Origin of the sequence: Staphylococcus warneri (assembly GCF_900636385.1) — a bacterium.
In the GTDB taxonomy this organism is placed as follows: domain Bacteria; phylum Bacillota; class Bacilli; order Staphylococcales; family Staphylococcaceae; genus Staphylococcus; species Staphylococcus warneri.
Window position 1 is genome coordinate 882,188 of the sequence record NZ_LR134269.1, and the last position, 24,945, is coordinate 907,132.

A 24,945-nucleotide genomic window follows, 5' to 3' on the forward strand; every position below is an offset into this window, starting at 1 on the left:
TTCATGTGTAGTTAGTAAAACCAATTCAGTTGTTACCTAGTTAAATTGAATTATGATAAAATAATGATAAAAGAATGGTCGAAATGGAGAGATACGAGTGTACCAATTTGAAGACGACAGTTTGATGTTACAAAATGATTTATATCAAATTAATATGGCTGAAAGTTATTGGAATGATGGTATTCATGAAAGAATGGCTGTGTTTGATTTGTACTTTAGAAGTATGCCATTTAATGGTGGTTATGCAGTTTTTAATGGACTTAAACGTGTTATAGATTTTATGGATAATTTTGGTTTTTCAGATACAGATATTGAATATTTAAGATCAATTGGTTATCAGGATGATTTTTTAGATTATCTGAAAAATTTAAAATTTACAGGACATATTCATTCAATGCAAGAAGGAGAAATATGTTTTGGAAACGAACCATTGATGAGAGTAGAAGCCCCTTTAATTCAGGCACAATTACTGGAAACAGTATTATTAAATATTATTAACTTCCACACGCTCATTGCTACGAAAGCAAGTCGTATTCGTCAAATAGCGAATGACGATATTCTTATGGAATTTGGGACACGTCGTGGTCAAGAGTTAGATGCAGCATTATGGGGTGCTAGAGCTGCTTATATTGGTGGTTTTAATTCCACAAGTAATGTACGAGCAGGAAAATTGTTTGGTATACCTGTATCAGGTACTCATGCACATGCACTAGTTCAAACTTACGGTGATGAATACATTGCATTTAAAAAATATGCGGAACGTCATAAAGACTGCGTATTCTTAGTAGATACCTTCCATACGTTAAAATCGGGTGTACCTACAGCTATTAAAGTTGCTAAAGAATTGGGCGATAAAATCAATTTTATTGGTATACGTTTGGATTCAGGAGATATCGCATATCTCTCTAAAGAAGCACGTCGTATGCTAGATGAAGCAGGATTTAAAGATGCCAAAATTATAGCCTCCAATGATTTAGATGAAGAAACAATAACAAGTCTTAAAGCCCAAGGTGCTAAAGTAGATTCATGGGGTGTAGGTACGAAGCTTATTACTGGATTTGATCAACCAGCATTAGGGGCAGTATACAAATTAGTTGCTATTGAAAATAGTGATGGAGAATACAGTGATCGTATCAAATTATCTAATAATGCAGAAAAAGTAACGACTCCTGGTAAGAAAAATGTATATCGAATCATTAATAAGAAAACAGGTAAAGCAGAAGGGGATTATATTACTTTACACGGAGAAGATCCAACTAAAGAAAAGCCATTAAAATTATTCCATCCTGTACATACATTTAAAATGAAATTTATAAAATCATTTGAAGCGATTGATTTACATCATGCTATTTTTGAAAATGGTCAACTCGTTTATGATTTACCAAGTGTTCATGATGCACAAGCTTATTTAACAGAAGGACTTAAAACATTTTGGGATGAAAACAAACGTTACTTGAATCCCCAAGAGTATCCAGTTGATTTAAGTACAGCTTGTTGGGAAAATAAACATAAACGCATCTTTGAAGTGGCCGAACATGTAAAAGAAATGGAGGAAGACCATGAGTAATTTACAAGATATCGTAGTAAGAGAGATGAAAGTAAAACCTCAAATTGATGTTGAAAAAGAAGTACAAGAGATTAAACAGTTTGTTAAGAGTTACGTACAATCTCATTCATTTATCAAATCATTAGTGCTAGGTATTTCTGGTGGGCAAGATTCAACATTAGCTGGTCGCCTTGTTCAATTAGCAGTTAACGAATTACGTGAAGAAGGCAGAGAATGTCAATTTATAGCGGTTAAACTGCCTTATGGTGTGCAATCAGACGCTGATGAGGTTGAAGACGCGTTAACCTTTATTAATCCTGACCAAACAATTACTGTTAATATTAAACCTGCAGTCGATACAAGTGTAAAATCATTACAAGAAGCAGGGATTCAATTAACAGATTTCCAAAAAGGGAATGAAAAAGCAAGAGAACGAATGAAAGTACAATTTTCAATTGCTTCAAACCAATCAGGTATTGTTGTGGGAACTGACCATTCTGCAGAAAATATCACTGGGTTTTATACTAAATATGGTGATGGTGCAGCTGATATCGCGCCGCTATTTGGTCTGAACAAGCGTCAAGGTCGATCATTACTTAAATATTTAGGTGCGCCAGCACATTTATATGAAAAAACACCTACAGCAGATTTAGAGGAAGACAAACCTCAATTGCCTGATGAAGAAGCCTTAGGTGTAACATATAACGATATAGATGATTATTTAGAGGGCAAAGAGGTTTCTAGTGAAGCGAAAGAAACGATTGAAAATCATTATGTTAAAAATGCACATAAACGCGAACTTGCTTATACACGTTATACTTGGCCTAAAAATTAGAAAGTAATCTATAAACTAACCTAAGAATAGAACGTACTTTTTTATCATTTTCATAAAAAATAACGTTATTAATCATTTTATAATATTAAAGTTAAATTTGACGTGACAAAGCTTAAAATGACTGTTAAAATAATTTGAATTTCAAGTAAGAAAAGAGGAATAATATGTCAGCGATTGCTCAAAACCCTTGGTTGATGGTGTTTGCTATCTTTGTAATCAATGTGTGTTACGTCACATGTTTAACAATGAGAACCATTTTAACTTTAAAAGGTTACCGTTATGTGGCTGCGATTGTAAGTTTTGTTGAAGTCTTAATTTATGTCGTAGGTCTAGGGTTGGTAATGTCTAGTTTAGATCAAATTCAAAATATTGTTGCTTATGCATTTGGTTTTTCAATAGGTATCATTGTGGGTATGAAAATCGAAGAAAAATTGGCACTCGGTTATACTGTAGTTAATGTGACATCTTCTGAATACGAGTTAGATTTACCTAATGAACTCCGTAACTTAGGGTATGGTGTTACACACTATGAAGCGTTTGGACGAGATGGAAGCCGAATGGTAATGCAAATATTAACGCCAAGAAAATATGAATTAAAGTTAATGGATACAATTAAAAACTTAGATCCTAAAGCCTTTATCATTGCTTATGAGCCAAGAAATATTCACGGTGGCTTCTGGGTTAAAGGTGTACGTAAACGTAAACTTAAAGCTTACGAACCAGAAGAATTAGAAAGTGTTGTTGAGCATGAAGTATAAAGTAAATGATAATGAGACGATTGCTGATTGCCTACAAAGAATGAAAGCCGATGGTTATATGCCAACAAGACGCATTGAAAAGCCAATTTATAAAGAAAATAAAGATGGAAGTTTAGAAGTTTTAAAACAAGACATAATTTTTATTGGTAAGAAGATAACTGAATAACACATGACAGAGACCACTCAATAAGTTGCTTTGAGTGGTTTTGATTTTGGAATTGTGTTTGACAAAAATATGAAATAAAATAGGAATATAAGTTAATTAGAATTATACAATCGATAGGTATTCTGTTAGAATTAAAGTAAATCGTCAAAGACGAACTTTTGTGTTTATTTTACTTTTAATGTACAGATTTTGGAATTTGAAATATGAATATACATACGATAGGAGTTTAAAAAATGATTGAACGTTATTCTAGAGAAGAAATGTCGTCTATCTGGACAGACCAAAACCGTTATGAAGCTTGGCTTGAAGTAGAAATTTTAGCATCTGAAGCATGGAGTGAACTTGGATATATTCCTAAAGAAGATGTTCAAAAAATTCGTCAAAATGCAAAAGTTGATGTAGCGCGTGCTAAAGAAATAGAATTAGAAACAAGACATGATGTCGTAGCATTTACTAGACAGGTTTCAGAAACATTAGGTGACGAAAGAAAATGGGTTCATTATGGTTTAACTTCAACTGATGTTGTAGATACAGCACTTAGTTATGTCATTAAACAAGCAAATGATATTATTGAAAAAGACTTAGAAAGATTCATAAAAGTTTTAGAAGAAAAAGCTAAAAATTACAAATATACATTAATGATGGGTAGAACGCATGGTGTACATGCCGAGCCAACAACGTTCGGTGTCAAAATGGCATTATGGTATACAGAAATGAAACGTAATTTAAAACGTTTTAAAGATGTACGTGAAGAAATAGAAGTAGGAAAAATGAGTGGTGCGGTAGGTACGTTTGCGAACATTCCACCAGAAATAGAAAGCTATGTGTGTAAACATTTAGGCTTAGGTGCAGCACCTGTTTCAACTCAAACTTTACAACGTGACCGTCACGCTTACTATATCGCAACATTGGCGCTTATTGCGACTTCATTAGAAAAATTTGCAGTTGAAATTAGAAACCTACAAAAGACTGAAACACGTGAAGTTGAAGAAGCTTTTGCTAAAGGGCAAAAAGGATCTTCAGCGATGCCACATAAACGTAATCCAATTGGTTCTGAAAATATTACGGGTATTTCTCGTGTGATTCGCGGTTATATCACTACCGCTTATGAAAATGTACCATTATGGCATGAACGAGATATTTCACATTCATCCGCTGAACGTATCATGTTACCTGATGTAACAATTGCCTTAGATTATGCATTAAATAGATTTACAAATATCGTAGATCGTTTAACAGTATATGAGGATAATATGCAAGCGAATATCAATAAAACATTTGGATTAATTTATTCACAACGCGTATTACTTTCTCTAATCAATAAAGGTATGGTACGTGAAGAAGCGTATGATACAGTGCAACCTAAGGCTATGAAATCTTGGGAAACTAAAACACCTTTCAGAGAATTAATAGAACAAGATAGTAAGATTACAGATGTATTATCTAAAGAAGAATTAGATGAATGTTTCAATCCAAAACACCATTTAAACCAAGTCGACACCATCTTTAAAAGAGCAGGCTTAGAATAACATTAGAAATTATAATTAAATCCTATACAAATTCAATTAAAACTACTACACTTTACCTTGTTAGTAAGTTAAAATAGTAAAAAGAATATGCATATAGGAGCTGTTATGATGCAAATTGAAAAATTACGTGGGGATGCGTTAAATGAATTATTTGATGCAATCCTTACATTAGAGAATAGAGAAGAATGTTATCAGTTTTTCGATGATTTATGCACAGTGAACGAAATTCAATCACTTTCTCAACGACTTCAAGTTGCTAAAATGATTAAACAAGGATACACATATGCAACAATTGAACAAGAATCAGGCGCGTCAACGGCAACGATTTCTCGAGTGAAGCGTTCTTTACAATGGGGCAATGATGCATACACAATGATATTAGATCGCCTTAATATCGATACAAAAGAATAAAATAATGCAAAACGATCGTAACTATTAAAGTTCAACATCTTTAATATGTTAACGATCGTTTCTTTTTTAGTATCAAAAGTGAAAAATAAGTTATACAATTTCATATGATCTGTTTAGAACTAGCATGTTAAAAATGATATAATTTAAGGTATGTTAAAAAAAGGAGTTTCACGTAATGTATGATATTAAACAATGGCGTCATGTATTTAAATTAGACCCTGCTAAGCCTATTTCAGACGATGATTTAGATGCGATTGGTATGTCAAATACAGATGCTATCATCATCGGTGGCACTGATAACGTAACTGAAGATAACGTCATTCATTTAATGAGTAGAGTACGACGTTATCCATTACCACTTGTTCTTGAAATTTCTAACTTAGAGAGTGTTATGCCAGGTTTTGATTTTTACTTTGTACCTACTGTTTTAAATAGTAACAATGTAAAGTATCATAATGAAATGCTATTAGAAGCTTTAAAGGAATTTGGTCATGTTATTAACTTTGAAGAAGTCGTCTTTGAAGGTTATTTAGTACTAAATGAAAATAGTAAAGTTGCGCAAAAAACAAAAGCAAATACGCAATTAGATATAGATGATGTAGATTCATATGCATTAATGGCCAATGAATTATATCGTTTCCCTATAATGTATCTCGAATATAGTGGTGAATATGGGGATGTAGAGAAAGTGAAGTCAGTAGCAAATACACTAACGACAACACAATTATTTTATGGTGGCGGAATAACATCGTTATCACAAGCAAAAGAAATGGCTGAGTTTGCTGATACAATCGTCGTTGGTGATATTGTATATCAAGATATAAAGAAAGCATTAAAAACAGTTAAGATAAAGGAGTCTAGTAAATGAATTCATTAGTAAAGAATATGAATGCAGAGCAAAGTGAAGCTGTCAGAACTACAGAAGGGCCACTATTGATTATGGCAGGTGCAGGATCTGGTAAAACACGTGTGTTAACACATAGAATCGCTTATTTATTAGACGAGAAAGATGTATCACCTTACAATATTTTAGCCATAACGTTTACAAATAAGGCTGCTAAAGAAATGAAAGCTAGAGTAGAACAATTAGTAGGCGAAGAAGCACAAGTAATATGGATGTCTACATTCCACTCTATGTGCGTTCGTATATTACGTCGAGATGCAGATCGTATCGGCATAGAACGTAATTTCACGATTATTGATCCAACTGACCAAAAATCAGTGATCAAAGATGTTTTAAAGAATGAAAATATCGATAGTAAACGTTTTGAACCACGTATGTTTATTGGTGCCATTAGCAATTTAAAAAATGAATTAAAAACGCCAGAAGATGCTCAAAAAGAAGCTAATGATTATCATTCACAAATGGTTGCTACTGTGTATAAAGGCTATCAGCGTCAACTTTCAAGAAATGAAGCGTTGGACTTTGATGATTTAATTATGACAACGATTAATTTATTTGAAAGAGTACCAGAAGCTTTAGAATATTATCAAAACAAATTCCAATATATTCATGTTGATGAATATCAAGATACGAACAAAGCACAATATACGCTAATTAAATTACTAGCGAACAAGTTTAAAAATTTATGTGTTGTAGGTGATTCAGACCAATCTATCTATGGCTGGCGTGGTGCTGATATTCAAAATATCTTGTCATTCGAAGAAGATTATCCAGACGCCAAAACAATCTTCCTAGAACAAAACTATCGTTCAACAAAAACAATCTTAAATGCTGCTAATGAAGTCATTAAAAACAATACTGAAAGAAAGCCTAAAGGGTTATGGACTGCTAATACAGGCGGAGATAAAATTAATTATTATGAAGCAACAACTGAACGTGATGAAGCAGAATATGTTGTTCGTGAAATTATGAAGCATCAACGTAATGGTAAAAAATATAGTGATATGGCTATTTTATATAGAACCAATGCACAATCGCGTGTACTTGAAGAAACATTTATGAAATCAAACATTCCTTACACAATGGTTGGCGGACAAAAATTCTATGATCGTAAAGAAATTAAAGATTTATTAAGTTATTTAAGAGTGATTGCCAATAGTAATGATGATATTAGTTTACAACGTATTATTAATGTACCTAAACGAGGTGTAGGACCGTCATCAGTTGAAAAAATTCAAACTTATGCAGTTCAAAATAATATCAGTATGTTTGACGCATTAGGTGAAGTTGATTTTATTGGATTATCTAAAAAAGTAACTCAAGAATGTATCGCTTTTTACGAAATGATTCAAAATCTTATTAAAGAGCAAGAGTTTCTTGAAATTAGCGAAATCGTAGAAGAAGTACTAGTCAAATCTGGTTACAGAGATATGCTTGATAGAGAACAAACACTTGAATCACGTAGTCGTTTAGAAAACTTGGACGAATTTATGTCGGTTCCCAAAGACTATGAAGAAAACACGCCATTAGAAGAGCAATCATTAATCAACTTTTTAACGGATTTATCACTTGTAGCTGATATTGATGAAGCGGATACAGAATCGGGTGTTACATTAATGACGATGCACTCTGCCAAGGGTTTAGAATTTCCAATTGTGTTTATCATGGGTATGGAAGAGTCGCTATTCCCGCATATAAGAGCAATTAAAAGTGATGATGACCACGAAATGGAAGAAGAACGACGTATCTGTTACGTAGCAATTACACGAGCAGAGGAAACGTTATATATTACGAATGCAACAACTCGAATGTTATTTGGTCGTTCTCAATCAAATATGCCATCACGTTTCTTAAAAGAAATACCTGAAGATTTAATGGAGAGTCATTCTGGTAGTAAACGACAAACGATTCAACCTAAAGCAAAACCAACTCAAAAACGTGGATTTAGTAAACGTACAACGTCATCTAAGAAACAAGTCACATCTTCAGATTGGAAGGTAGGAGACAAAGTGACTCATAAAGCATGGGGAGAAGGAATGGTTAGTAACGTTAACGAAAAGAATGGTTCTGTCGAATTAGATATTATTTTTAAATCAGAAGGACCTAAACGATTACTTGCACAATTTGCACCAATTGAGAAAAAGGAGGACTAGTGGATGAGTCAATTACAAAATCGTGTAGATGAATTACATGATTTATTAAACCAATATAGTTATGAATACTATGTTCAAGATAACCCATCAGTGCCAGATAGTGAATACGATAAATTATTACACGAACTCATTCATATTGAAGAAGAACATCCTGAATTTAAGACACCAGATTCACCTACAGTGCGAGTAGGTGGCGAAGCACAATCATCCTTTGAAAAAGTGAATCATGATACGCCTATGCTTAGTTTAGGTAATGCTTTCAATGAGGAAGATTTAAGAAAGTTTGATCAACGTATACGAGAAAATATTGGCAAAGTAGAATATATGTGTGAACTTAAAATAGATGGTTTAGCGGTCTCTTTAAAATATGAAAACGGCCGTTTCGTACAAGGATTAACTCGTGGTGATGGTACAACGGGTGAAGATATAACTGAAAATTTAAGAACGATTCATGCCATTCCATTAAAAATTAAAGAACCACTTAATTTTGAAGTTCGTGGAGAAGCATATATGCCAAGAAAATCATTTATGAATTTAAATGAAGAAAAAGAAAAGAATGGCGAGCAACCTTTTGCAAATCCTCGTAATGCAGCAGCAGGGTCGTTACGCCAACTAGATTCTAAGCTAGCTGCTAAAAGAAAGTTAAGTGTATTCTTATATAGTATTAACGATTTTACTGACTTTGAAGCGACTACTCAAAGTGGTGCATTAGATGAATTAGATCAATTAGGATTTAAGACAAATCATGAACGTGAGAGAGTATCTGATATAGACGGCGTGCTTAAATATATTGAAAAATGGACAGCTGAAAGAGAAACCTTACCTTATGATATAGATGGCATCGTTATCAAAGTCAATGATTTGGAACAACAAGATGAAATGGGATTCACCCAAAAATCACCTCGATGGGCTATTGCTTATAAGTTTCCTGCTGAAGAAGTTGTTACAGAGTTATTAGACATTGAATTAAGTATAGGACGTACAGGTGTTGTTACACCTACGGCAATCCTCGAACCAGTGAGAGTGGCAGGTACGACTGTATCAAGGGCTTCATTACATAATGAGGATTTAATACATGAAAGAGATATCAGAATTGGTGATAGTGTTGTTGTCAAAAAGGCAGGCGATATTATCCCAGAAGTTGTGAAAAGTATTATTGACCGTCGACCTGAAGATGCTGAAACGTATCATATGCCGACGCATTGTCCAAGTTGTGGTCATGAGTTAGTAAGAATAGAAGGCGAAGTGGCTTTACGATGTATTAATCCTAAATGCCAAGCGCAGTTGATCGAAGGTCTTATTCACTTTGTTTCACGTCAGGCTATGAATATTGATGGTTTAGGTACTAAAATTATTCAACAGTTATATGAAAATGATTTGATTAAAGATGTTGCCGATATCTTTTATTTGGAAGAAGAAGATTTATTACCTCTTGAACGTATGGGAAGTAAAAAAGTTGAAAATTTATTAGAAGCTATAAAACAAGCTAAATCACAGTCGTTAGAACATTTATTGTTTGGTTTAGGCATTCGTCATTTAGGTGTAAAAGCAAGTCGTGTTCTAGCTGAAAAGTACGAAACTATGGATCGTCTTTTGACAGTAACTGAAGAGGAATTGATTGCCATTCATGATATTGGTGGTAAATTAGCACAATCAGTAGTCACTTATTTAGAAAATGATGACATTCGTGCATTAATTCAAAAATTAAAAGATAAAGATGTTAATATGACATATAAAGGTGTTAAAACTACTGAAATTGAAGGACATCCTGATTTTAGTGGTAAGACAATTGTATTAACTGGTAAATTAGAACAAATGACACGTAATGAGGCTTCGCAGTGGTTGCAAATGCAAGGTGCGAAAGTGACGAACAGTGTCACTAAGAGTACAGATATACTCATTGCTGGAGCTGATGCAGGTTCTAAATTAACTAAAGCAGAAAAGTTTGGAACGGAAATATGGACTGAAGAAGAATTTGCAACAAAACAAAATGAAATAAACAATGAGTGAGGTACGTCGATGAAGCGAACAATAATTTTACTTATCTCGACAATTTTTATTTTAACCGCATGCAGTAACGATAAAGATAAATCATCTGACCAAGAAGCAGATCATACTAAAGGAAGTCATTCATCTCAGGTCAAACAAGTGGCTACAGATAAAAACGTACAAGGCGATAATTATCGTACGATTTTACCATTTAAAGAAAGTCAATCACGTGGGTTATTACAAGATAATATGGCAAATAGCTATAACAGCGAAGGCTTTGAGAGTGGTCTGTTAGAACTAAGTAAAGAAGTTTTTCCTACAAACAAATACTTATATCAAGATGGGCAATTTTTAGATAAAAAGACAATCAATGCTTATCTTGATCCCAAATATACTAAAAAAGAAATAGAAAAAATGAGTGATAAAGAGAAGAAAGATAAAAAAGCTAATGAAAATTTAGGCCTTAATCCTTCTCATCAAGGAGAAACAAATCCAACTAAAATAGCTGAAAAATCGCCAGCCTATTTATCTAATATTTTAGAACAGGATTTCTATGGTAATAGTGATACTAAAGGTAAAAATATTAAGGGTATGACCATTGGTTTAGCTATGAATAGTGAATATTATTATCAGAAAGAGAAAGATGGCGAAACGTATAGCAAGAAGTTAGATGACAAAGAAATAGAGAAGCAAGGTAAAGCAATGGCGAGTGAAATATTATCTAGATTAAGAGAAAATAGTGACTTAAAAGATATTCCAATTCACTTTGCTATATATAAACAAAGTAGCCAAGAGTCTATTACGCCGGGTGAATTTATGGCAGGCGCAACTGCTGATGATGGTCAAACGAAAATCAATGATTGGAAAACAATTAATGAGACAACTGCTTTATTACCTTCATCTACAGCAGGTAAATATGATGAATCATTAAATAATAACTTTAAACAATTTAATGATAACCTACAATCTTATTTCTCTAACTTTACTCAAGCAGTAGGTAAAGTGAAATTTGTAGATAAAAAAGCAAAACAGTTAACAGTGGATTTACCAATTGACTATTATGGTCAGGCTGAAACGATTGGAATCACACAATATGTGACAGAACAAGCTAATAAATACTTTGATGATATAGATGAGTATGAAATTAGAATTAAAGATGGTAACAATCCAAGAGCACTAATTAGTAAAAATAAAGATGATAAAGAACCACAGGTTCACATTTATCATAATTAATTTATAAAAGTAAAAAGCGCGTAGAAAAGGTTGGCCTTTTCTACGCGTATTTTTTATTTTTCTTTAACAATTTGTTTTACTTTAGCTAAGTCTTGATTTACAAATTCTCCAGGTGAAGCCGTTAATTTACTTACAATATATGTCACAATAATACTTACAAGAAAACCTGGAATAATTTCATACATACCAAATAATTCATTTATAGAAGCTAATGGTTTAATCCATGCTATCCATATAATCACAACTAAAGCACCACTAATCATACCGCTAATAGCACCAGCTCTCGTCAAACCTTTCCAATATAATGAGAACAATACTAATGGACTAAAAGATGCACCAAAACCTGCCCAAGCATTACCAACTAAATTGAGAATTGTATCATTTGGATGCCAAGCAATAGCGATGGCTACGATAGCTACAACTAATACAGATAATCGTCCTACCATTACAAATTCTTTTTGATGTGTTGCTGCTTTTTCTTCCCCACTAATCAATTTATAAAAATCTTCAGTTAATGAGCTTGAAGTAACCAAAAGTTGAGATGAAATAGTGCTCATAATAGCAGCAAGGATCGCTGCAAGTAAAAATCCGCCAACTAGTGGGTGGAATAGTATTTGGCTCATAATAATAAATAATGTTTCTGGGTCTTCCATTTTAATATGACGTTCAGAGATAAAGGCAATACCTGTTAATCCTACGCAAACCGCACCAAGTAAGCCTATCGTCATCCAACTGATTCCTAAGCGTCTCGCTTTTGGTAATAATTTATGACATTTAATAGACATAAATCTAACAATAATATGAGGTTGACCGAAATATCCTAATCCCCATGAAAATAGAGAAATAATACCAATTAATGTCGTGCCTCTAAATAAATCCATATTTGTTGGTTTCATTGCTGCTACTTTACTAAAAGTATCAAATCCATTTAACTGCATCATTGCTACAATAGGTACCATGACCATAGCGATTAACATAATAACACCTTGGAAAAAGTCTGTAATAGATACAGCTAAATAACCACCGAAAAATGTATAAAAGATAACAATAACAGCGACGAGAATTAATCCAAAATGATAATTTAATCCAAAGGCACTTTCGAATAATTTACCGCCTGAAACAAAACCAGAATGTGTGTATAAAGTGAAGAATATAACGATAATTAATCCTGAAATAATTTTAATAATATTTTGTTGGTCATTTAATCTGTTCTTAAAGAAATCAGGGAGTGTAATGGCATCTCCTGCAATTTCTGTATAAACTCTTAGCCTAGGCGCTACAACCCAGTAATTAATATAAGCACCCAGTGTTAGACCGATTGTTATCCAAATGGCTGACAAACCAGTACTATAAACAGAACCTGGTAATCCCATGATCATCCAACCACTCATATCCGAAGCTCCTGCGGATAGTGCAGTTATGTAAGGACCTATATTACGACCACCCAACATGAATTCACTTAAATTACCAGTTGCTTGTTTATAGCCATAAAAACCTATAATAAGCAGAATAATAAAGTAAATGGCGATCATGATGTAAGTTTGCCAATTTGCATCAACTTGTTGATTTAGTGCAGTCCCCAAATATAGCATATTAACCACTCCCTCTTATAATTCATTGATTTGTGTCACATGTAATATTATACATTATAGTTAAATGTTTAGAAAAGTGGAAAAATAAAATTTTATTTTTAAAGAACTGACAAAACAGCGATATAGCGCTTACATTATAAATTTTAATTAATATTCCCACTTATAAATATTGCATAATCATAAATGATTAATATAAAATCTAGTGTTTTAATAGAAATATATGATAAATACATATAAATAAGTTACACCTAAATGAATCAATCTTTGATTATTGGATTATGTAATGGAAATGACTAAAAACATGTTCAAAAAAGTGAGGACAGTGATTTAAATTGGCATTATGCAATAAATACTTAGATTTTTAAATGAATATTTGATACAATTTAGTGATGAATGAGTAATAAGGAGGCTTTTATTTAATGACTAAAGTAACACGCGAAGAAGTTGAACATATAGCTAATTTAGCCAGACTTCAAATTTCTCCTGAAGAAACGGATGAAATGGCCAATACATTAGAGAGTATTTTAGATTTTGCTAAACAAAATGATAGTGCAGACACTGAAGGTGTTGAACCAACATACCACGTATTAGATTTACAAAATGTATTACGTGAAGATAAAGCTATCGAGGGCATTCCTCAAGAATTAGCATTAAAAAATGCAAAAGAAACTGAAAATGGACAATTTAAAGTTCCAGCCATCATGAATGAGGAGGACGCTTAAGATGAGTATTCGCTATGAGTCTGTTGAGAATTTATTAACTTTAATTAAAAATAAAGAAATTAAACCTTCACAAATTGTAAGTGATATTTATGATGCTATTGAAGAAACTGATCCTACAATCAAATCTTTCTTAGCTTTAGATAAAGAAAATGCGATGAAAAAAGCGCAAGAATTAGATGAATTACAAGCCAAAGACCAAATGGAAGGTAAATTATTTGGTATTCCAATGGGGATTAAAGACAACATTATAACTAAGGATTTAGAAACAACATGTGCAAGTAAAATGTTGGAAGGTTTTGTACCTATCTATGAATCAACTGTTATGAATAAATTGCATAATGAAAATGCAGTTTTAATTGGTAAATTAAACATGGACGAATTTGCAATGGGTGGTTCTACTGAAACATCTTACTTTAAGAAAACAGTGAATCCATTTGATCATTCTGCTGTACCAGGTGGTTCTTCAGGTGGTTCAGCTGCGGCTGTAGCAGCAGGTTTAGTACCATTTAGTCTAGGGTCAGATACTGGTGGCTCTATTCGTCAACCTGCATCTTATTGCGGTATCGTGGGTATGAAACCAACATACGGACGTGTGTCACGTTTTGGCTTAGTCGCATTCGCTTCATCATTAGACCAAATTGGACCATTAACTCGTAACGTTAAAGATAACGCATTAGTGCTAGAAGCTATTTCTGGTTTAGATGCTAATGATTCAACAAGCGCTCCGGTTGATGATGTTGACTTTACTTCTGAAATTGGAAAAGATATTAAAGGCTTAAAAGTAGCACTTCCTAAAGAATATTTAGGTGAAGGTGTTAGCGAAGATGTTAAAGCATCAGTAAAAAATGCAGTAGAAACATTAAAATCATTAGGTGCTGAAGTAGAAGAGGTATCATTACCTAATACGAAATATGGTATTCCATCATATTATGTTATTGCATCATCAGAAGCATCAGCAAACTTAGCTCGCTTTGATGGTATCCGTTATGGTTATCACTCCAAAGAAGCACAATCACTTGAAGAACTTTATAAAATGTCTAGATCAGAAGGTTTTGGTGACGAAGTTAAACGCCGTATCTTCTTAGGAACATTCGCGTTAAGTTCAGGTTATTATGATGCATTTTATAAGAAATCACAAAAAGTAAGAACTTTAATTAAGAATGACTTTGATAAAATCTTTGAAAAATATGACATTGTTGTAGGTCCAACTGCACCAACAACAGCGTTTGATTTAGGTGATGAGATTGATGATCCATTGACAATGTATGCCAATGATTTATTAACTACACCAGTTAACTTAGCAGGTTTACCAGGTATTTCTGTTCCTTGTGGACAATCAAACGGACGCCCAATTGGATTACAATTTATTGGTAAACCGTTCGATGAAAAGACGTTATATCGTGTTGCATATCAATATGAAACACAATTCAACCTACATGACGCTTATGAAAAATTATAAGGAGTGGAAATAATGCATTTTGAAACAGTTATCGGACTTGAAGTTCATGTTGAGCTAAAAACAGACTCAAAAATGTTCTCTCCATCACCTGCACATTTTGGAGCAGAACCTAACTCAAATACAAACGTAATTGACCTTGCATATCCTGGTGTTCTACCTGTTGTTAATAAAAGAGCAGTAGACTGGGCAATGCGTGCGTCAATGGCTTTAAATATGGATATCGCTACAAATTCTAAATTTGACCGTAAAAACTACTTTTATCCTGATAATCCAAAAGCTTATCAAATTTCTCAATTTGATGAACCAATCGGTGAAAATGGATATATCGATATCGAAGTAGACGGTAAAACAAAACGTATTGGTATTACTCGTTTACACATGGAAGAAGATGCTGGTAAATCAACACATAAAGATGGGTATTCTTTAGTTGATTTAAACCGTCAAGGTACACCATTAATCGAAATCGTATCTGAACCAGATATCCGTTCACCTCAAGAAGCGTATGCTTATTTAGAAAAGTTACGCTCAATTATTCAATATACAGGTGTATCTGATTGTAAAATGGAAGAAGGATCATTACGTTGCGATGCTAATATTTCATTACGTCCATATGGCCAAGAAGAATTCGGTACAAAAGCTGAATTGAAAAACTTAAACTCATTTAACTATGTTCGTAAAGGCTTAGAATACGAAGAAAAACGCCAAGAAGAAGAATTGTTAAATGGTGGAGAGATTGGTCAAGAAACGCGTCGTTTTGATGAATCAACAGGTAAAACAATCTTAATGCGTGTTAAAGAAGGATCTGACGATTATCGTTATTTCCCTGAGCCAGATATCGTACCATTATATGTAGATGACGAATGGAAAGAGCGTGTTCGTCAAACAATTCCAGAATTACCAGATGAACGTAAAGCTAAATATGTTAATGATTTAGGATTACCTGAATACGATGCGCATGTTTTAACACTTACTAAAGAAATGTCTGATTTCTTTGAAGGTGCTATAGAACATGGTGCAGACGTGAAATTAACTTCTAACTGGTTAATGGGTGGCGTAAATGAATACTTGAATAAAAATCAAGTAGAATTACAAGATACAAAATTAACACCAGAAAACTTAGCAGGTATGATTAAATTAATCGAAGACGGCACAATGAGCAGTAAGATTGCCAAAAAAGTCTTCCCTGAATTAGCAGAAAATGGTGGAGATGCGAAACAAATTATGGAAGATAAAGGTTTAGTTCAAATTTCAGACGAAGCTACTTTATTAAAATTTGTTAATGAAGCATTAGATAATAATCCTCAATCAGTTGAAGATTATAAAAATGGTAAAGGTAAAGCAATGGGCTTCTTAGTTGGTCAAATTATGAAAGCTTCTAAAGGACAAGCAAACCCTCAAAAAGTAAACCAATTACTTAAACAAGAGCTAGATAAAAGATAAATAATTTGATTTTCACTCCTATAACGTTTAGTGTAAACTATTCGTTGTAGGAGTTTTTTGAATGTCATTCTTTTTGGTGGAGAAATAAGTAGTCCTTAACTAAGATTGAAAGCATTTAGATATAAAACAAAACGTATGAATAATAATTAATACAAAAGTTAAATTAAACACTTTAATATAGTTATATTTGAAAACTTTAGCAAAGCTCATATATAAGCGCTTCTAAACAATAAATTACTATCAAGTTCTAAAAAATACTTTCAACTCGAGTGTAAATCATTTAATATTAAATATGAGTATATGAAGTCGAGGGATATGATATGAGAAAACGAGCAAGAATTATTTATAACCCGACATCTGGTAAAGAGCTATTTAAACGAATGCTACCTGATGTTTTAATTAAACTAGAAAAAGCTGGATACGAAACAAGTGCTTATGCTACAGAGCGCGAAGGTGATGCTACTTTAGAAGCAGAGCGAGCACTTAAACAACAATATGATATTTTAATAGTAGCGGGTGGCGACGGTACATTAAATGAAGTAGTCAATGGAATCGCTGAGCAACCTAATAGACCGAAATTAGGTGTTATACCTATGGGCACAGTTAATGACTTTGGACGAGCGTTGCATTTGCCAAACGACATAATGGGTGCGCTTGATGTGATAATTGAAGGACACAGTACTAAAGTTGATATAGGTAAAATGAACAGTCGTTACTTCATTAACTTAGCAGCAGGTGGTCAACTGACACAAGTCTCATACGAAACACCAAGTAAATTAAAATCTATCGTCGGGTCATTTGCGTATTACATTAAAGGATTCGAAATGTTACCGCAAATGAAGGCTGTTGATTTAAGAATCGAATATGATGATAAAGTCTTTCAGGGAGAAGCATTGCTATTCTTACTAGGACTAACTAATTCAATGGCAGGTTTTGAAAAATTAGTACCTGACGCAAAGTTAGATGATGGTTACTATACATTAATAATAGTAGAAAAGGCGAACTTAGCAGAATTAGGTCACATCATGACTTTAGCTTCAAGAGGCGAACATACAAAGCATCCTAAAGTGATATATGAAAAAGCAAAATCTATTAATATTTCATCATATACTGAAATGCAATTAAATGTTGATGGTGAATATGGCGGCAAATTACCAGCTAATTTCTTAAATTTAGAAAGACATATCGATGTATTTACACCTCATGATATTCATAATGAAGAATTACTTGATCAACCAACAGTAACACCACAGATGAAGGCTGAGGATTATCAACATAATTCAGAAGACGAAGTTTAATAAATATTTAAAGAACACAAGGTTAGGATAGGCAAGATGATATGTCCTAACCTTTTTATATGTGGGGGAAATAAAGTGGAAACATTGAAGAAAAATGATGTACTAACAGGCCAGGTTGTAGATTTAACACATGAAGGCCATGGCGTTGTAAAAATTGATAGATATCCGATATTTATCCCAAATACGTTAATAGATGAGAAGATTGAGTATAAAGTGATTAAAGTAAAGAAAAACTTTGCAATTGGAAAATTAATAAAAGTGATTACTGAAAGTGATGCTCGAGTAGAGCCACCATGTATATATTATTACAAATGCGGAGGATGCCAACTTCAGCATATGTCATATCAAGCACAACTCAATATGAAAAAAGAACAGGTGGTTAATTTATTTCACAGAAAAGCAAAATTTACAAATACAGTTATCAAAGATACTGTTGGTATGGAAGACCCTTGGCGATATAGAAACAAATCACAAATCCCCGTTGGTTTAAGTAAGGATCAGCAACCAATAATGGGATTTTACCGACAACGAAGTCATGACATCATTGATATGGAAAGTTGTTTAATTCAGGATCAACAACATCAACAAGTGATGAACGATCTAAAACAACTGATATCTGAGCTAAATATAAGCGTTTATAATGAAAAAACTAAAAAAGGATTACTTCGTCATTTAGTAGTGAGAACAGGACATTACACGAATCAATTAATGATTATATTAGTGACCAATGGTAAGGCGTTCAAACAAGCTGAATCTCTGGTGGATGCACTAGTTCGAAAATATCCTAATGTCACAAGTATTAAACAAAATATTAATGATGCACATTCAAATGTGATAATGGGGCCTCAATCTATTACGCTTTATGGTGAAGAAGAAATTGAAGATCAATTAAGTGAAGTCACTTTCAATATAAGTGATCAATCGTTCTATCAAATCAATTCACATCAAACAGAAAAATTATATCAACAAGCATTAGATTATGCCCAATTAACCGGGGATGAAATTGTACTTGATACATATTGTGGTATCGGTACAATCGCTATATACATGGCTGAAAATGCTCGACACGTATATGGTGTCGAAGTAGTACCTTCAGCAATTAATGATGCAAATCAAAATGCGACTAAAAACCAATTAGAAAATACAACTTTTGTCTGTGGGAAAGCTGAAGAAGTTATTCTAAAATGGAAAGCAGAAGGAATAAGACCAGATGTTGTTATGGTCGATCCACCAAGAAAGGGTTGCGATGAAACGTTCTTAGAAACAATATTAGAACTTAATCCTAAACGAATTGTATATATATCATGTAATCCGTCTACACAACAACGTGATGCACACATACTTAATCATCAGTATGATTTAAAAGAAATTACACCTGTTGATATGTTCCCGCAAACAACACATATTGAAACAGTGGCATTATTTGAAAGAAAATAATATCATTTGTCGAGATATTTGAAGAAGTTGATTGCTAAAACAAGACGATTATTAAAATTATATTACAAGCAACTTACTTTCTTGAAAATACCTTTAGTATCAATCCTAAACAATGTATACTAAAGTTGATTTTAGAGAAAAATGGAGGGTTGGTTGTGCATAAAATTGATTTGTTTCCACATAAAATTAATATTCGTCGCTTTGTATTAATGCAAATTGTTTTAATTATGTTTGTCATATTATTTACATATAAGTGGGCTTATACCGTGACACATATTATAGAACAAAATATTGTTATGAACTTAGTTTATGGTTTTGCTGGCTTTTTAGTTTTATTAATTATTCATGAGTTGATACATCGTGTATTATTTATTTTATTTTCTAAAGGTGAAAAGCCTAAAATGAAATATAAAAAGGGAACAATGTTATTACAATTTACTGAAACTTGCTTTAACAGATGGCAATTTAGCACAATCATGTTAGCGCCTCTTGTATTAATAAGTTCACTTTTACTTGTACTAATTAAGACTTATGCATATTCCTCGTTGATATTTATGTTTAGTATCCATATTGGCTATTGCGTGCTTGATGTTTTATTAGTGTCGTTAGCACTTGCCAGTAATTTTAAATATATTCAAAAATATGATGAAGGATTATATCTATATCAACACAAACCTAGTCAAATGAATCAAGAATAGTCAATCATTATAGTCATCTTTCTTAAAAGAGAAGATGGCTTATTTTAATGCCTTAATTTAAAAGCATGAAATTCGTGAATCGTCGTCATACATTTTATAATAAAAGTAAGATAATACTAAAAGTGAAAGTGTGGTGAAATAATGGAAGAAAGAAGAATTATTCACATTGACATGGATTACTTTTTTGCGCAAGTTGAAATGAGAGATAATCCGAAACTAAAAGGGAAACCAGTAATTGTTGGAGGAAAGGCAAGTAACAGAGGGGTCGTTTCTACTGCATCTTATGAAGCTAGAAAATATGGTGTGCATTCTGCCATGCCCATGTCACAAGCACATAAACTATGTCCTAATGGTTATTATGTAACGAGTCGCTTTGATGCTTATAGGGAAGCTTCTAAGAAAATTATGGACATATTTCGCAGTTATACTGAAATTGTAGAGCCCTTATCTTTAGATGAAGCTTATTTAGATATTACACATTTAGTGAGACCTGATCTACCAGCTTCTAAAATAGCTAATTTTATACGAAGAGATATATTAGAACAAACTGAATTAACAGCGTCTGCGGGGGTATCTTATAATAAATTTTTAGCGAAATTGGCAAGTGGCATGAATAAGCCTAATGGCCTCACAGTAATAGATTATAATAATGTACATGACATTTTAATGAATTTGGATATTGGTGAATTTCCAGGTGTTGGAAAAGCATCGGAAAAGGTCATGCATGATAATCAAATTTTTAATGGTCAAGACTTATACAATAAGGATGAATTTGAATTAATACGTTTGTTTGGAAAAAGAGGGAGGGGTTTATACAATAAAGTAAGAGGTATTGACCATAATGAGGTAAAATCGACCCGAATACGAAAATCTGTAGGAACAGAACGTACTTTTGCAACAGATGTTAATGATGATGATGAGATTTTAAGAAAGGTTTGGGAATTATCTGGAAAAACGGCGGAAAGATTAAATAAGTTACAAAAATCAGGTAAAACTGTGACGGTGAAAATTAAAACCTATCAATTTGAGACGTTATCAAAGCAAACCAGTTTAAGGGATCCTGTTAATTCAGAAACAGATATTTATAATATTGCCTATTCACTTTATACTGATTTGAAAGATCCTGATGTACCTATACGATTAATAGGTGTTACAGTAGGTAACCTAGAGCAATCAGCATATCGCAATATGACTATATATGATTTTATATAAAAGGCTAGTAATGTAAGATAATGTCTACATTATTAGCCTTTATCTTTTAAATCTTTACCATAGATATTGAGCATGCTTGGTAAATCATCATAATGTTTTAATAATCTAAAGGTGATCATTGCACAAGCTTTCGCATCATTCAACGCGTCATGATGCCCATGGAAATCAAGTTGATAATAGTCCATCATGTGTTTTAAGCCATAGCGATGTGATTGTACTGTTCTTTTTGCTAATTGATATGAACAAAAATAAGTAAGATGAGGTGTTTCTAACCCTATGGCTTGAATACTTTGATGGAGTACATTCATATCAAATGCAGCATTATGCGCCACGACTGGAAGTTGATCGATAAACTGCATCATATAGGGATATACATATGAAAAATTTGGAGAGGATGCTACATCTTCTGGATGTATACCATGTACACTAATATTTTGTTCAGAAAAATAATCATTTGGATTGACTAGAGTATGGAAGGATTCTGTAATTTGATTTTCTATTACTTTAACCATACCTACTGAACATATGCTAGTACGTTTTCCATTAGCAGTTTCAAAGTCTAGTGCGACAAATGCATTCTCGCTCATTGTATCGCTCCTTTCTATCAAAGATCATAAAATATATTTTAATATATCAAAGCTATAATGGATAGTAAAAGGGAAAAGGTTAACATCTATAAACATTCTAATTAGGGAATGTGTTTTGAAAAATGATTTTTGAAATTTCACGAAAAAAACTGCCAATTAACTTATTAGGTTAATTGACAGTCCCTCTGTTGTTAATCAATGATTTAAAGAGTTATTTTAAATTATTCTTCGTCAAATGTACGAGTAGCTAATTCTTTTTCATATAAATATAGAGTATTACAGTCATCACCAATTCGATTTAAGTAATCGATATGAGTTTCGAACATTGATTCTTCTTCGACTTGTTCGTCTAAGAACCAGTTTAAGAATGAAATTGTAGCATAATCTTTATCTTTATGTGCGATTTCTGATAAATTGTAGAAACGTTTTGTTACATCTTGCTCTTGAGCTAGACCGTCTTTAAATGTTTCTAAAATAGAACTAAAATCTACTTTAGGTGCTGGTAATGCAGTAAATTTCGCATGTCCACCACGATCGTTAATATAATCATAGATTTTTTTACCATGGTATCTTTCTTCTTTAGCTTGTTGAATGTAGAAGTTTGCAAATCCTTCGTATGATTGAGAATCGCAATAAGATGCCATTGCCATATATGCGTGAGCAGCAAAATACTCGTGATTCATTTGTTCATTTAATGCTTCTAATAATTCTTTGTTTAACATAATATTCACCTCATATGAAAATTTTCATTTTCTTTCTCTGTTGACTAAAATGAGTATAACAAACTTATTCTCATTCGTAAATAATAATTATTATAATCTGGAGTGCATTTTTATCTTTTTAATTGAGAATCTTTTTAGTTATACCCTCTGCATGTTATAATTATGCGAGTGAATAGTAATAGGGAGGAAACAAATGAGACAATGGACTGCAACCCATTTAGCGAAGTTAGCGCGCAAGGCAAGTAGAGCCGTGGGTAAAAATGGAACTGACTTACCAGGTCAAATCGCACGTAGAGTGGATCAAAATATATTAAGAAAATTATCAGAACAAGTTGATGATATTGTCTTCATAAGTGGTACAAACGGTAAAACAACAACATCTAACTTAATTGGACATACATTAAAGGCTAATCAAATTGATATTATTCATAACAATGAAGGTGCCAATATGGCAGCAGGTATTACATCTGCCTTCATTATGCAAACAACAAAGCAAACTAAAATCGCTATTATTGAAATAGATGAAGGATCGATACCGAGAGTACTTAAAGAAGTAACGCCATCTATGATGGTATTTACAAACTTCTTTAGAGACCAAATGGACCGTTTTGGTGAAATAGACATCATGGTAAATAATATTGCTAAATCAATTAGTGATAAAGGTATAAAACTATTATTAAACGCAGATGATCCATTTGTAAGTCGACTTAAAATAGCAAGTGAGACTCGTATTTACTATGGTATGAAAGCACATGCTCATGAATTTGAACAAAGTACAATGAATGAAAGTAGATATTGTCCAAATTGTGGTCGTTTACTTAAATATGATTACATACATTATAATCAAATTGGTCATTATCATTGTGAATGTGGCTTCAAACGTGAACAACCTAAATATGAAGTATCTTCCTTCGAAACATCACCGTTCCTAAAATTAAATATAGGAAATGCCACATTTAATATGAAAATTGCTGGTGATTTTAATGCATACAATGCGCTTGCAGCCTATACTGTGTTAAGAGAATTAGGATTAAATGATGCATCTATTCAAAAAGGATTTGAAACTTATACATCTGACAATGGCCGTATGCAGTATTTTTCTTTAAATCAAAAAGAAGCGATGATTAACTTAGCTAAAAATCCAGCAGGAATGAATGCAAGTTTATCAGTTGGCGAGCAATTAGAAGGACGTAAAGTATATGTTATTAGTTTAAATGATAATGCTGCAGATGGAAGAGATACGTCATGGATTTATGATGCAGACTTTGAAAAACTGAGTCATCAAGATATTGAAGCAATTATTGTTACAGGTAATCGTGCTGAAGAATTACAACTAAGATTAAAATTAGCTGAAGTGGATGTACCTGTAATTCTTGAAAGGGATATATATAAAGCAACTGCTAAAACAATAGACTTTACAGGGTTTACAGTAGCGATACCGAACTATACTTCATTATCACCGATGCTAGAACAATTGAATCGTTCTTTTGAAGGAGGACAATCATAATGAAGCACGAATTAACGATATATCATTTTATGTCCGATAAATTAAATTTATATAGTGATATTGGTAATATTATTGCCTTAAAAATAAGAGCCAAAAAAAGAAATATTAAAGTGAATGTGGTAGAAATTAATGAAACAGAGGGTGTAACATTTGATGATTGTGACATCTTCTTTATTGGCGGTGGCAGTGATCGTGAACAATCACTTGCTACAAAACAATTAAGTAAAATTAAAACTCCATTAAAAGAAGCTATTGAGGATGGAATGCCTGGTTTAACTATTTGTGGTGGATACCAATTTTTAGGAACTAAATATATTACACCAGATGGTACAGAATTAGATGGGTTAGGTATTTTAGATTTCTATACTGAATCTAGAGAAGATCGATTAACTGGTGATATCATTATCGAAAGTGATACGTTCGGAACAATTGTTGGTTTTGAGAATCACGGGGGAAGAACTTATCACCAATTTGGTACCCTAGGTCGAGTGACACATGGTTATGGTAATAATGATACGGATTGTAAAGAGGGTATCCACTATAAGAATTTACTAGGAACTTATCTACATGGTCCTATCTTACCTAAAAACCATGAAGTTACAGATTATTTATTAGAAAAAGCTTGTGAAAGAAAAGGTATACCATTTGAACCAAAAGAAATAGATAATACTGAAGAAGAAGCTGCCAAACAAGTTTTAATAGATCGTGCAAATAAAAGTAAATAATTTAAAAGAAGAGGTTGCGACT

Annotated in this window: 22 protein-coding genes; 19 read left to right on the forward strand and 3 right to left on the reverse strand. The window is 32.8% G+C overall.

The annotated features are described in order from the left end of the window. Positions 1-97: 97 nt before the first annotated feature. The 10 genes from EL082_RS04285 to EL082_RS04330 all read left to right on the forward strand — a co-directional run bounded on the left by EL082_RS04285 (position 98) and on the right by EL082_RS04330 (position 11,524). Positions 98-1,567, forward strand: a complete 1,470-nt coding sequence (locus EL082_RS04285) for a nicotinate phosphoribosyltransferase (protein WP_002466130.1) — start codon at positions 98-100, stop codon at positions 1,565-1,567. Next, the gene (nadE, locus tag EL082_RS04290; RefSeq protein ID WP_015364851.1) at positions 1,560-2,381 is read left to right on the forward strand and encodes an ammonia-dependent NAD(+) synthetase; all 822 of its coding nucleotides are present in this window, start codon (positions 1,560-1,562) and stop codon (positions 2,379-2,381) included. The genes EL082_RS04285 and nadE overlap by 8 nt, the downstream gene beginning before the upstream one ends. Positions 2,382-2,545: 164 nt before the next feature. Then, positions 2,546-3,139 (forward strand): DUF2179 domain-containing protein, encoded by a 594-nt coding sequence (locus tag EL082_RS04295; protein ID WP_002452264.1) that lies wholly within the window; start codon positions 2,546-2,548, stop codon positions 3,137-3,139. Further along, entirely contained in the window at positions 3,123-3,305 is a 183-nt protein-coding gene (locus EL082_RS04300; RefSeq protein WP_026088922.1) for an NETI motif-containing protein, read from the forward strand. The genes EL082_RS04295 and EL082_RS04300 overlap by 17 nt, the downstream gene beginning before the upstream one ends. Before the next feature lie 233 nt (positions 3,306-3,538). Then, positions 3,539-4,834: an adenylosuccinate lyase gene (gene purB, locus EL082_RS04305; protein ID WP_015364852.1), complete on the forward strand. Its 1,296-nt coding sequence runs from the start codon at positions 3,539-3,541 to the stop codon at positions 4,832-4,834. Positions 4,835-4,942: 108 nt separating this feature from the next. Further along, positions 4,943-5,245 carry a YerC/YecD family TrpR-related protein gene (locus tag EL082_RS04310; protein WP_002452267.1) on the forward strand — a complete coding sequence of 101 codons (303 nt, stop codon included), beginning with the start codon at positions 4,943-4,945 and terminating at the stop codon, positions 5,243-5,245. A gap of 175 nt (positions 5,246-5,420) precedes the next feature. Continuing rightward, the gene (gene pcrB / locus EL082_RS04315; protein WP_002466119.1) at positions 5,421-6,113 is read left to right on the forward strand and encodes a heptaprenylglyceryl phosphate synthase; all 693 of its coding nucleotides are present in this window, start codon (positions 5,421-5,423) and stop codon (positions 6,111-6,113) included. Next, positions 6,110-8,302: a DNA helicase PcrA gene (gene pcrA / locus EL082_RS04320; protein WP_002466142.1), complete on the forward strand. Its 2,193-nt coding sequence runs from the start codon at positions 6,110-6,112 to the stop codon at positions 8,300-8,302. The genes pcrB and pcrA overlap by 4 nt, the downstream gene beginning before the upstream one ends. Before the next feature lie 3 nt (positions 8,303-8,305). Further along, the gene (gene ligA, locus EL082_RS04325; RefSeq protein ID WP_002466117.1) at positions 8,306-10,312 is read left to right on the forward strand and encodes an NAD-dependent DNA ligase LigA; all 2,007 of its coding nucleotides are present in this window, start codon (positions 8,306-8,308) and stop codon (positions 10,310-10,312) included. 9 nt (positions 10,313-10,321) lie between these two features. Next, entirely contained in the window at positions 10,322-11,524 is a 1,203-nt protein-coding gene (locus tag EL082_RS04330) for a CamS family sex pheromone protein (protein WP_015364854.1), read from the forward strand. A gap of 53 nt (positions 11,525-11,577) precedes the next feature. On the opposite strand, the gene putP is transcribed toward EL082_RS04330, so the two are convergent. Further along, positions 11,578-13,116 carry a sodium/proline symporter PutP gene (gene putP, locus EL082_RS04335; RefSeq protein ID WP_049415937.1) on the reverse strand — a complete coding sequence of 513 codons (1,539 nt, stop codon included), beginning with the start codon at positions 13,114-13,116 and terminating at the stop codon, positions 11,578-11,580. 419 nt (positions 13,117-13,535) lie between these two features. On the opposite strand from putP, the gene gatC reads away from it, so the two are divergent. From gatC to dinB, 7 genes are all read left to right on the forward strand, one after another. Further along, positions 13,536-13,838 carry an Asp-tRNA(Asn)/Glu-tRNA(Gln) amidotransferase subunit GatC gene (gatC, locus tag EL082_RS04340; RefSeq protein ID WP_002452273.1) on the forward strand — a complete coding sequence of 101 codons (303 nt, stop codon included), beginning with the start codon at positions 13,536-13,538 and terminating at the stop codon, positions 13,836-13,838. 1 nt (position 13,839) lies between these two features. Further along, entirely contained in the window at positions 13,840-15,297 is a 1,458-nt protein-coding gene (gene gatA, locus EL082_RS04345) for an Asp-tRNA(Asn)/Glu-tRNA(Gln) amidotransferase subunit GatA (RefSeq protein ID WP_002466125.1), read from the forward strand. A 12-nt stretch (positions 15,298-15,309) separates the two neighbouring features. Further along, positions 15,310-16,737, forward strand: coding sequence for an Asp-tRNA(Asn)/Glu-tRNA(Gln) amidotransferase subunit GatB (gene gatB, locus EL082_RS04350; RefSeq protein WP_002452275.1), 1,428 nt, complete (start codon positions 15,310-15,312; stop codon positions 16,735-16,737). Between the two features lie 320 nt (positions 16,738-17,057). Beyond that, positions 17,058-18,035, forward strand: a complete 978-nt coding sequence (locus tag EL082_RS04355) for a diacylglycerol kinase (protein ID WP_002466146.1) — start codon at positions 17,058-17,060, stop codon at positions 18,033-18,035. Between the two features lie 75 nt (positions 18,036-18,110). Further along, entirely contained in the window at positions 18,111-19,472 is a 1,362-nt protein-coding gene (gene rlmD / locus EL082_RS04360) for a 23S rRNA (uracil(1939)-C(5))-methyltransferase RlmD (RefSeq protein ID WP_002466102.1), read from the forward strand. A 155-nt stretch (positions 19,473-19,627) separates the two neighbouring features. Then, positions 19,628-20,170, forward strand: a complete 543-nt coding sequence (locus EL082_RS04365) for a DUF3267 domain-containing protein (RefSeq protein WP_002466107.1) — start codon at positions 19,628-19,630, stop codon at positions 20,168-20,170. A 141-nt stretch (positions 20,171-20,311) separates the two neighbouring features. Continuing rightward, positions 20,312-21,382: a DNA polymerase IV gene (dinB, locus tag EL082_RS04370; RefSeq protein ID WP_002466110.1), complete on the forward strand. Its 1,071-nt coding sequence runs from the start codon at positions 20,312-20,314 to the stop codon at positions 21,380-21,382. Between the two features lie 32 nt (positions 21,383-21,414). On the opposite strand, the gene EL082_RS04375 is transcribed toward dinB, so the two are convergent. Further along, the gene (locus tag EL082_RS04375; RefSeq protein ID WP_002466136.1) at positions 21,415-21,969 is read right to left on the reverse strand and encodes a 3'-5' exonuclease; all 555 of its coding nucleotides are present in this window, start codon (positions 21,967-21,969) and stop codon (positions 21,415-21,417) included. Between the two features lie 221 nt (positions 21,970-22,190). After that, positions 22,191-22,691: an H-type ferritin FtnA gene (ftnA, locus tag EL082_RS04380; protein ID WP_002466148.1), complete on the reverse strand. Its 501-nt coding sequence runs from the start codon at positions 22,689-22,691 to the stop codon at positions 22,191-22,193. Positions 22,692-22,884: 193 nt separating this feature from the next. Between ftnA and murT the strand changes: the two genes are divergently transcribed. Next, positions 22,885-24,198 carry a lipid II isoglutaminyl synthase subunit MurT gene (gene murT, locus EL082_RS04385; protein WP_002466150.1) on the forward strand — a complete coding sequence of 438 codons (1,314 nt, stop codon included), beginning with the start codon at positions 22,885-22,887 and terminating at the stop codon, positions 24,196-24,198. Beyond that, positions 24,198-24,923 carry a lipid II isoglutaminyl synthase subunit GatD gene (gene gatD, locus EL082_RS04390; RefSeq protein WP_002466154.1) on the forward strand — a complete coding sequence of 242 codons (726 nt, stop codon included), beginning with the start codon at positions 24,198-24,200 and terminating at the stop codon, positions 24,921-24,923. The genes murT and gatD overlap by 1 nt, the downstream gene beginning before the upstream one ends. Positions 24,924-24,945: the final 22 nt, after the last annotated feature.

Bases quoted from the DNA above. Each gene is read 5' to 3' on its own strand.
- nadE (WP_015364851.1), top strand. From the start codon at position 1,560: ATGAGTAATTTACAAGATATCGTAGTAAGAGAGATGAAAGTAAAACCT.
- EL082_RS04295 (WP_002452264.1), top strand. From the start codon at position 2,546: ATGTCAGCGATTGCTCAAAACCCTTGGTTGATGGTGTTTGCTATCTTT.
- purB (WP_015364852.1), top strand. From the start codon at position 3,539: ATGATTGAACGTTATTCTAGAGAAGAAATGTCGTCTATCTGGACAGAC.
- EL082_RS04310 (WP_002452267.1), top strand. From the start codon at position 4,943: ATGCAAATTGAAAAATTACGTGGGGATGCGTTAAATGAATTATTTGAT.
- pcrB (WP_002466119.1), top strand. From the start codon at position 5,421: ATGTATGATATTAAACAATGGCGTCATGTATTTAAATTAGACCCTGCT.
- pcrA (WP_002466142.1), top strand. From the start codon at position 6,110: ATGAATTCATTAGTAAAGAATATGAATGCAGAGCAAAGTGAAGCTGTC.
- ligA (WP_002466117.1), top strand. From the start codon at position 8,306: ATGAGTCAATTACAAAATCGTGTAGATGAATTACATGATTTATTAAAC.
- EL082_RS04330 (WP_015364854.1), top strand. From the start codon at position 10,322: ATGAAGCGAACAATAATTTTACTTATCTCGACAATTTTTATTTTAACC.
- putP (WP_049415937.1), bottom strand. From the start codon at position 13,116: ATGCTATATTTGGGGACTGCACTAAATCAACAAGTTGATGCAAATTGG.
- gatC (WP_002452273.1), top strand. From the start codon at position 13,536: ATGACTAAAGTAACACGCGAAGAAGTTGAACATATAGCTAATTTAGCC.
- gatA (WP_002466125.1), top strand. From the start codon at position 13,840: ATGAGTATTCGCTATGAGTCTGTTGAGAATTTATTAACTTTAATTAAA.
- gatB (WP_002452275.1), top strand. From the start codon at position 15,310: ATGCATTTTGAAACAGTTATCGGACTTGAAGTTCATGTTGAGCTAAAA.
- EL082_RS04355 (WP_002466146.1), top strand. From the start codon at position 17,058: ATGAGAAAACGAGCAAGAATTATTTATAACCCGACATCTGGTAAAGAG.
- dinB (WP_002466110.1), top strand. From the start codon at position 20,312: ATGGAAGAAAGAAGAATTATTCACATTGACATGGATTACTTTTTTGCG.
- EL082_RS04375 (WP_002466136.1), bottom strand. From the start codon at position 21,969: ATGAGCGAGAATGCATTTGTCGCACTAGACTTTGAAACTGCTAATGGA.
- ftnA (WP_002466148.1), bottom strand. From the start codon at position 22,691: ATGTTAAACAAAGAATTATTAGAAGCATTAAATGAACAAATGAATCAC.
- murT (WP_002466150.1), top strand. From the start codon at position 22,885: ATGAGACAATGGACTGCAACCCATTTAGCGAAGTTAGCGCGCAAGGCA.
- gatD (WP_002466154.1), top strand. From the start codon at position 24,198: ATGAAGCACGAATTAACGATATATCATTTTATGTCCGATAAATTAAAT.